This window comes from Streptomyces sp. NPDC048416 (genome assembly GCF_043200435.1).
Lineage (GTDB): Bacteria > Actinomycetota > Actinomycetes > Streptomycetales > Streptomycetaceae > Streptomyces.
This window is the reverse complement of record NZ_JBICXU010000036.1, coordinates 40,090-48,899: the sequence shown is the minus strand read 5'-3', so window position 1 is coordinate 48,899 and position 8,810 is coordinate 40,090. Positions and strand designations below refer to the sequence as shown.

Genomic DNA, 8,810 nt, shown 5'->3' with positions numbered 1-8,810 from the left:
GTCACCTCCGGAAGGGCTGGTAGGTCTGAGAGCTGATCGCGCCACGCTGAAGGAACTGAGCCTGGATGACGTCCTGCAAATCCTTGTCGGTGAGGATCGAGCCCTGAACGTGCAGGTGGACGGTCACCGTGCCCCCGGCCGCGCCGACGCCGATGCCCGGACCGACGCCGGCGAGCGCCAGGGAGGGGACGCCCACCTGTTGACTGGCGAGCGCCCCGGACATCGCGGTGACCGACCGCACTGCGAGGTGAGCGTTGTCGGTGATGCCCTTGGCGATGCCTTCGGGGATCGCCACGCCGACGTTGTCGGCAAAAACCCTCGACGGGCTGTTGATGCCCAGGAAGCTCTTCGCCCCCGACAAGGCGCGACTCGCCAGATTCTTCAGGGAACTCAGGAGAAAGCCACCTGCGTTTTCGACGCCGTGGACGATGCCCATGACGATCGACGAGCCGATACTCAGGAACAGGTTCCCGACGCCCTTGACGGCGTTCCATGCGCGGTTGAGGCCGCCGGAGATCGCAGACGAGACGCGGCTGATGACGCTGGTGATCGTGGAGAGAGCGCCCAACAGCGGGTTGATCATGCTGGACTTGATGCCCGTCCAAATGACCGAGGCGATCGCTTTGATGGCATTCCATTTCGACTGTAGGTAGCTCGAAATGGCAGCCCACACGGTCTTGATGAAGTCCCAGGCGGATACGATCGGGTCAACGATAGCAGCGCGAATCACGCCCCAAACCACCGTCGCCACGGTTTTGACACCGTTCCAAACTGCCACGAAGAAACCCGATATGGCATTCCATACCGTCTTCGCGGTGCCGATAATCTGCTCATGGAAATGATTCCAAATCGCGATGACCAACGCCACGAACGGAAAGAAAATCACCAGCAGGAGTGGCCACCACTTTTTGAAGAACCCGGAGATTGCATTCCAGACGGTCATCGTGATGCCCCAGAGCACATTCCAACCCAGCACCAGCGGATCAACCACCTGATGCCAGGCCCTGGAAAAGAACCCGGCGATCGCATTCCAGGCGCCCATCACCGTGCCCGTAATGCTGCCCCAGATCGAAGTCGCTTCTGACGCGATCGACTGCCACACCGACATCAGCGCGTGGCCGACGGTCTCCGCAACTCCCTTGATCGCCCCCCACACGGTCGACCAGTGGGTAGCCAGCACGACGAGAGCCGCGACCAGCGCCACCACGCCGAGGATGATCCACGTCACGGGGTTCACGGAGGCCGCCGCAGCCATGCTGTACAGCGCTGCCGTCAACGCGGCGATCGAGAACAGCAGCACCCCGCCGATGACCCCGGCCGCGATCTTCGCGGCGAGGGCGTGCTTGGCCATCCACGACGCGGCCGTTGCGAGGACACCGATGATGGCCTGTACGTAGGGCATCAGGACTTGCCCGATCTGAATGCCAAACGCTTGCAGTGAGGCCTTCGCCTCTGCCGTTTTCTGGTTGAAGTTCTTCTGAACGTCCGCCCAGCCCTCGATAGACTTGCCACCGGCCTTGACGTGCTCTTCGACGCCCTTGATGTTGGACTGGAATGTGGCCATGTGAGACCCGGTCAACTGAAGGGCGCCCATCATGGACTTCGTGCCACCGACCATCGTCGCCAGGGCGCCGATGTACGTCTTCTGGGAACCGCTCAGCTTATTGAGCTGGCCCTCGAAGTCCTTTGAATTGGACGAGGCCTTTTGCAGCGTACTGATGAGCACGGTGCCGGACGGCCCCATTTTCGCTTTAATGGCGTCAGTCAGCGTCGTCAGGGTCGCTGCCAGGCCCTGCGACCCAAGTTCCTTCTCGACGTCGATGGCGTTGAGGCCGAGGCCCTTCATCGTCGTCGCCGCCTTGGGCAGGACGTTGGAGAGCTGGCCGATCGTCTGCCGCAGGTACGTCGCCGCGACTGCGGCCGGCGTGCCCTGCGCGGTCATCGTCGCCATTGCGCCCATGACCTCGTTCAGGCGGACGCCGGCCGCCGCGGCCACCGGCAGGATCGACGACATCGACCCGGCGAGAGCTTCGAGGTTCGTCTTGCCCTCGGCCTCAGTCGCGATCAGAGCGTTCATCGCGGTGGTGGCGTCACCGCTGGACATCTTGTACGCGTTCATCGCGGTCGTGACCGCGTCGGTGGTCGTGTGCAAATCGGCCGCGCCGACCTTGGCGCCCTCAGCGCTGACCTTCAGGACTTTCAGCGCGTCCGCACCGTGATAGCCCGCGGACTCGACCATGTACAGACCAGCCGTCAGCTGCGATGTCGACTGGCCGACCTCGCCCGCCATGGCGAGCACGCCGTCGCCGACCATCTTCATGTTGGCGGCGGCCTCGCCCGCTCCGGTACGCACGCGGGTCATCTGAACCTGGAAGTCACCGGCCATTTGGACGGTCTTCTTCGCAGCCAGTGCGGCGGCCGCCCCGAGGCCCAGCAGCGCGGCCTTGCCCATCATGCCGGTCTTCGCGAAAGCACCTGCGCCCGCTGCGTCGACCTCGGCAATCTGGGTCTTCACGCCGGTGGCAGCCGCCTTGACCCCGGCGAAGCTGCCCATGAACTCCACGAACACCGGAGGCAGTGCACCCACAGGATCACCTCCCGTCAGTGCCGCTCTTGAGTTAGCGCATGGCCTTCGCCCAAGCCGCCTGCCAGACCACGGCCATCTTCGGCTCGGCCTTGCGGACGCCCGGCTTCACGTACGGGTACCGCTCTTCGACTTCTCCGCGGTAGTTGTTCGTGACGCTCTTCGTGCCACCGCAGCCAACGCCCCCGCTGTACCCGCCCTTGGGTAGGGGCTTAGGGCGCTTGACACCGCCAACGGCCCCGTAGAGATGGCCCGTCAGCTTGCCGGGGCCGCCTGTCTTCGAGACGTGGTGGGGAGTCAGGTGCAGGCTGACGCCCGGTCCGGTGCGGTCCGACCTCCCGCGGTGGTCCCACCGGGGCCGTCCACGCATGCCGGATTTCACCGACGCCTTCGCGGTCGTCTGAGAGGCCTTCAGAGCCTTCAGGGTCGCCGCATTGATGCGTGCGTTCATCGCGGCCAGCGCCGCATCGCACTCCTTCGCGCCGCGCACGGCGATACTGACACCACTAGCCACGGGCTGCCCGCCTTTCCTGATCTGCGCGCACGCGCGCAACGATGTTGTCGACGGCGAGCAGCCAGTCAAGATCGACGGCGGACTCGGTGCCGAGGTCGGACGGTCGGCAGTGCAGCATGGTGCACAGCCGCCACGTCCGGTACTCCTCGTCGGGCAGTTCACCGGGGCCGTACTCGAATGCCCCCTCCAGAACGCCTCTCAGGCGCTGGAGGGCTCGGTAGGGGACGCCGGGTCCGGGCTCGGCTCGAAGTTCGGGTTCAGCGCGTTCTGGTACGGGGCGACAGCGGCGCGCAGCTCGTCGAGCGCAGGTGTGGGCAGGTCGAGGACCGCGTCCGCGGTGACGGGGAAGTCCCAGGACCAGCCGCGCACGGCGGCGATGACGAGCTGGTCCTGAAGTTCCTCCAGCACGTCGAAGGCGTCCCCCATGGTGGCCGCCACCTTCAGCTGGTCCTCGGCCGTCAGGTTCGCGCCCTCGCCCTTGGCCTGCGCTTCCTGGATGGCCTCCAGGAACGCCGGGTAGCTCGTGAGGCGGGCGGACAGGCGCTTGATGGGGCGCCGCATCCGCTCGGTGATGTCGCAGACCGGCCGCAGGTCCGCCCAACCACCCGGCAGAGGAATCCGGTTGGGCTGCGTGATGTCGAGGGTGTCCGTCACTTGTACGTTCCTGTCGTGAGGGCGTTCTGGAGGGTGACCTTGATCGGGGAGTAGCCGCCGCTGCCGCCGACGTCCGTGGTGTTCGCTACCGCCTCGTAGTCCACGGACAAGGCGATGTAGTCCTTGCCGCGGTCGATTTCAGCGGTCGTGAACGCGCACTTCGTCATGTGGAGCTTCACCTGCACCAGCGCCGCGGCAGCGCCCTGGGTGTAGTTGATATCCAGGGACGGCTGAGAGTTGTTGAGGTAGTTCTGGAGCTGGGTGTCGTCCTCCATGACCAGGTTCAGCTTTCCGCTGACCGACACCGGCCCGGACCACAGGGCGTAGGGCGCGGCGGTGCCATCCACCGTGTGGATGGCGTCGACCGATCGCTTGATGGTGCATTCGCCGTCGATGAGGAACGTGGACGCCGAGCCGCCGATGCTGACCGCACCGACCCAGCCCGCCAGGGGTGGGACTGCCGTGTACGACGGGGTCGGGGCCGACGTCGGGGCCGACCCGAGGGCCACCGCCTTGGCGCTATATGTCAGCAGGCCGTCCCCGGAGAACTTTAGGCCGACCTCGCTAATCTTGGCGCCCGCGTACTGCCGCGTGGTGATCGTGTAGAAGTCCGACATCGTGTAACTCGGCGGCTGGCCCGTGCCCGTGTTCAACACGGCCAGGGCATGCGTGTATGGCGCCGACGAGCCGGTGCTCGTCAGATCGCCGAGAACACCGGTCAGCGGAAAACCGATGGTGTCGGGGAAGACATCGCCGTCGAAATCGAACTCACTCATCAACGGCCCAGAGATCTTGCCGTAGGAGTCGACCATCGAGCCGCGCATGCCCGCGTCATCGAGGAGATCTTGCTTGTCCTTGGGCTTCATGCTCTTGACGGGGATGAAGTTCGTGGCTGGCACCGCGGTGCCGAACGTCGCTTCCTTCGCGATCCCCAGGAATGACCGGAACGTGGGCTGAGGCATCACTCACCGTCCTTCAGCGCGGTTTTCACCGCAGTCTTCGCGCCGCGGGTCGGCTCCCAGCGGCCGTCTCCCGGGTCGTCATCGAGGTCGGCCGACAGGCCGGGGACAGCCTCGATGCCGAGGCCCGGGTAGTAGCGGGGCTCCGTGCCCCGGTAGGTGTACGCGGCCACGCCGCCCTCCTAGATGCGCTGGTAGCAGTGGATTTCGAGGGTGGCCAAGACGTGGCGACCCATGTGCTTTTCGTCCCATTCGCCCTCGATCTCCGAGGAGATCGGCCGGGCGACCAGCACGAGACCGCCGAGGGATGGATCGGCGCGGACGATCGCGCACACCTGGTCCACGAGCAGCGCCCCACGCTCGAAGATGGCCTGCGCGTCGTCGCCGCCACGGAACAAGTCGATGGTGACGGTCACCGTGTACTGCTCTTCGAGCCAGCCCGCCCCGCCCGAGCCGACCATGCTGTTCGGGTTGATCGTGCGGGCGATCCGGCCGATGGAGACGATGTCGCCGGGTTCGTTCGTGCCTGGGTCGTCGTAGCAGACGAGCAGCGACGCCCGCGTGTTCAGCGGGTCCAGGGTGAGCTGCGCGGTGCACTGCTCGACCAGGTAGCGGCGCGCGGCCGGCGCCGTGGAGTTGGGGATCGTCATGCGATGCCGGGCCCCCTCCGGTACGGCGCCCACAGTTCGATGACGCGCTGCGGGAGGGCGAACCCGATGGGGACGATGCCGCTGTCGGCGCCGTCGAGGGTGCTTCCGCCGAAGCGGGTTCGGCCGCCCTGTTGGGTGAGCTGCCACAGATGCCGGATCAGTTCCAGAGTGCCCAGCCGCACACTCCACGGCACGGAACCCGATCGCCCGGCCGTGTACACGACCTTGACGTTCTTGACGCCGTGCGGGAAGCAGACGGCGCCGCCGGTGGCGCGGCGGACGATCTGGCCGCGGTCGAGGTCAACGGTGTAGCCGTAGGCGTCCGTCGAGGTGCCCAGCGGCTGCTCGGTGAGGACCCAGGTCGAGGCGGCGACGTACTCGGTGACCGACTGGACCGACGTGACGGGCTTCCAGTCCAGGCTGAGCGCCACCACGCCGCCGTTGTGCCACTCGGTGTGCTGCTCGGGCAGGACGGGGCCCACGACGTCCCGGGCGAGGTCGGCGGCCGCGAGGATGAACCCTTGCAGCTCGTCGTCCTGCCGGGTGTCGGTGGGGTTCATGTTCAGGTGGGCCTTGACCGACGCGAGGTCGACCAGCTGCTCGACTCCGAGCGGCCGCACACTGAACTGGCCCTCATCAACGAACCCGGTACCGGTACCGGTCGCCGTCCACCGGTACAGCCACACGCCGGACACGGCGGCCGCCGGGACGACCGCGGTGTAGCGACCCGACCCGGCGTCAGCCGTCGCGGGCTGCGTGACCGTGCCCGCGGGGTCGGTGACGGTCAGCGCTACGGACAGCTCACCGCCGGGCACGGCGCCGGTGTCGTCGACCACGGTCGTGGTCAGACCGATGTCCTGCCCGGTGTAGTAGATCAACGACACGGCGCCCCACCCTCCGTCAGGTCGCGACGACGCGCGGCACGAACCCGATCGCGGAACCGCCCGTGATGGTGCTCGGCGCGGTCGCGGCAAGGGACGCACCGCTGTTCTGGGCGAGCATCAGGTCACCGGCCACGAACCCGGACACCGCGCCCAGGATCGTCCCGGCGCCGAGCAGGCTCGGTGTCGTGCCGGCCTTCACCATGACGGCCGCCGAGTACATTCCCGAGCGGGGAATGCTGACCGGCGTCGCCAGGGCCAGCGTCTTGGCCGTGTTGGCCGCCCACGCGGCCGTGGTCTGGTCGACGCTCTGCGCCAGAAGAACCGGGGTCGCGTCGTCGCTGTACAGCGCGAACCACCAGTTCGTGGGCGTCACCGCGGCCGTCGCCCCGGACTTGAACGTCAGGTTCGTGACGAGGTCACCGGCCTGGAGGTAGACCAGAGTGGATTGCATGACCTGGGTCGTCAGGACGGCGAAGTCGGAGACGACCAAGCCACGTTCCAGGTTGGTGCGGTAGGTGCCGAACGGTTGCCCGGCGGCCAGCCACTGCGGGTTCTTGGACGGATAACGACCGTTGGTCAGCGGCATCAGGAACCGCCCCCGCTGGCGTTCTCGGGAGCCTTCGCGGCCTGCGCGGTGCGCTTGCCGCGCTTGGGGAGCGGCGCACGCGCGCCGTCGTCCTCGCCCTCGGCGAGCACGGCGCGGATCCGGCGCGCCTCGACCGCGGCCTCGGCCGCGCGGACGTCCTGCCCGCCGTCGGCGAGCGTCGTCGACTGGGTCTCCAGCGCCTCGGCCGCCTCGTCGAGTTCGCCGCGGACCCGGTCGATCTGTGCCTGCACCTCGTCGGTCTTGTCGCGCCACGTCTCGCGCGGCCCGTTCTTGCAGGTGGCCAGCTCCGCCCGGAGCCCGGCCAGTTCAGCAATGCGGTCATGCATCGGCTGATCCTTTCGGGGATGGCCCGGGGCCGCCGCACCCTCATACGGCGGCCCCGGGGGCTCAGAAACCGGACGGGGCGATGAGGCCGGTACCGGAGATCACGGAGATCGCCTCGGGACGGCGGTCCGCCATGAACGCGGCGTAGTTCCACACCTGGAGGCGGACCTGGAGGGTGCCGGACAGCACCTCGGTCAGGACGCGGGAGCGCATCGCGCCCTCCCACAGGTAGATGTCCGGGGTGCGGGCGATGATCGCCCGGTCCTCGTTGGAGCCGCCGCCCAGGTTGGACGGGATATTGCCGTCGGTGAGGGTCGGCAGACCGGCGACCCTGCCGACGTAGCCCTCGGCGTCGCTGCCGGTCTGCAGTGCCAGCGGGTTGAACGGCGAGCTGGTGTCGGGCAGGACGAGCGGCCGGTTCGAGGAGTCGAGGGCCGACATCATCCAGTACCAGCGGGCCGGGGTGACGAACGCCGCGGTCGCGCCCATCTTCCGGCCCGTCGAGACCTTGGACATGGCCTGCAGCCACGGCAGGTACAGCTCGGGGACAGTCGGGGAGGCGTCCGTGTAGGTAACGGCGTTGATACCGGACACGTTAAGCACGCCCTTGAGCTGGCCGGACGTGCCGGAGCCCGAGATGCACTGGGAGTCCAGGCGCAGGTTGTAGTCCGCCATCAGGTCGGCGAAGACGATCTCGTCGAACCCGACCGGCGACTGGTCCAGGAGCTGCAGCGCGATGTCCTGCTGACCGGCGATCGTGCGCACCGGCGCGGACACGAACGTGTCCGTCATGTCCTGGCTGGTCACGGCGGCGGCGTCGGCGGTCTGCACGCCCGTCAGCGTGCCGGTGGCGACCTTTGGGATGTTGATGCTGTCGGTGCCGGACGGCAGCGTCATGTTGCGGACGCTGTTGGCGAACGTGCGGCCGAAGCGCGGCAGGTCGATGTACTCGTCCACCAGCCACAGCGGCGGCACGAAGTAGCCGCCCTGCCCGTCGGTGCGGTTGGGATTGGTGCGCTTCTCGAACGACGACATCTTGTCGATGCCGCGCAGCTCGCTCTCCGCGCGGGCGGCACGCTGCGCCTCACGGCGCGGCATGTCGACCTCCAGCTCGGCCGTGTGCCGGCGGATACGCTCGCGGGCCGCCTCGACACCGCCGTCGCCGTCGCCGCGGTTGATCTGGTCGCGGGCCAGGTCGAGGAAGTAGGAGTGGCGCAGGCCGCGCTGGTAGGCGCGCGGCTCGGAGCGGACACCCTCGCCGGGCGCCGGCGCCTTGTACCGCTTGGCGACCTCGGCCGCCGAGGCATCCCGGGTCAGCTGTTCGTCGAGTTCCTTGATCCGGTCGTCGATTTCGCGGATCTCCTTCTCGATCGCGTCGAACTTGCTGCGCTCGTCGTCGTTGAGGTCGCGGGTTTCGGCGGTCGGGGCCTGGAGCAGGGCGTCGAGCTCGGTCTTGCGCTCGGCACGCCGCTTGATCAGGCCGTCGATGAGGGCCTTGGACATGGCGGTTCCCTTCTGGGAGTGGGTGGTGGCGTGCCCGTGGCGGGTGGTGGCCTGGGTGCGGCTCAGGTGGTGCCCCGGTGGGGTCCGGCGTGAGCGGCGGCGCGGCTCCGGCGCGGCGTGGGCGGTGGAAC

The 8,810-nt window shown here is 67.7% G+C and carries 10 protein-coding genes; all 10 read right to left on the bottom strand.

All coding sequences use genetic code 11. The annotated features are described in order from the left end of the window. Position 1: 1 nt before the first annotated feature. The 10 genes from ACGFW5_RS31125 to ACGFW5_RS31080 all read right to left on the bottom strand — a co-directional run bounded on the left by ACGFW5_RS31125 (position 2) and on the right by ACGFW5_RS31080 (position 8,679). Positions 2 to 2,569: a phage tail tape measure protein gene (locus ACGFW5_RS31125; RefSeq protein WP_393837669.1), complete on the bottom strand. Its 2,568-nt coding sequence runs from the start codon at positions 2,567 to 2,569 to the stop codon at positions 2 to 4. Between the two features lie 49 nt (positions 2,570 to 2,618). After that, positions 2,619 to 3,098, bottom strand: a complete 480-nt coding sequence (locus ACGFW5_RS31120; RefSeq protein ID WP_393837668.1) for a hypothetical protein — start codon at positions 3,096 to 3,098, stop codon at positions 2,619 to 2,621. A gap of 198 nt (positions 3,099 to 3,296) precedes the next feature. Next, positions 3,297 to 3,752, bottom strand: a complete 456-nt coding sequence (locus ACGFW5_RS31115) for a hypothetical protein (RefSeq protein WP_393837667.1) — start codon at positions 3,750 to 3,752, stop codon at positions 3,297 to 3,299. After that, positions 3,749 to 4,714: a phage tail tube protein gene (locus ACGFW5_RS31110; RefSeq protein WP_393837666.1), complete on the bottom strand. Its 966-nt coding sequence runs from the start codon at positions 4,712 to 4,714 to the stop codon at positions 3,749 to 3,751. Before ACGFW5_RS31110 ends, ACGFW5_RS31115 begins: the two co-directional genes overlap by 4 nt. Further along, positions 4,714 to 4,884, bottom strand: a complete 171-nt coding sequence (locus ACGFW5_RS31105; protein ID WP_393837665.1) for a hypothetical protein — start codon at positions 4,882 to 4,884, stop codon at positions 4,714 to 4,716. Before ACGFW5_RS31105 ends, ACGFW5_RS31110 begins: the two co-directional genes overlap by 1 nt. Before the next feature lie 9 nt (positions 4,885 to 4,893). Continuing rightward, entirely contained in the window at positions 4,894 to 5,361 is a 468-nt protein-coding gene (locus ACGFW5_RS31100; protein ID WP_393837664.1) for a hypothetical protein, read from the bottom strand. Beyond that, on the bottom strand, positions 5,358 to 6,245 hold the full coding sequence (locus ACGFW5_RS31095; RefSeq protein WP_393837663.1) for a hypothetical protein: 888 nt from the start codon (positions 6,243 to 6,245) through the stop codon (positions 5,358 to 5,360). The genes ACGFW5_RS31100 and ACGFW5_RS31095 overlap by 4 nt, the downstream gene beginning before the upstream one ends. A 16-nt stretch (positions 6,246 to 6,261) precedes the next feature. After that, positions 6,262 to 6,831, bottom strand: coding sequence for a hypothetical protein (locus ACGFW5_RS31090; RefSeq protein ID WP_393837662.1), 570 nt, complete (start codon positions 6,829 to 6,831; stop codon positions 6,262 to 6,264). After that, positions 6,831 to 7,178 (bottom strand): hypothetical protein, encoded by a 348-nt coding sequence (locus tag ACGFW5_RS31085; RefSeq protein ID WP_393837661.1) that lies wholly within the window; start codon positions 7,176 to 7,178, stop codon positions 6,831 to 6,833. The genes ACGFW5_RS31090 and ACGFW5_RS31085 overlap by 1 nt, the downstream gene beginning before the upstream one ends. Positions 7,179 to 7,239: 61 nt before the next feature. Continuing rightward, on the bottom strand, positions 7,240 to 8,679 hold the full coding sequence (locus tag ACGFW5_RS31080; protein ID WP_393837660.1) for a phage major capsid protein: 1,440 nt from the start codon (positions 8,677 to 8,679) through the stop codon (positions 7,240 to 7,242). Positions 8,680 to 8,810 lie beyond the last annotated feature (131 nt).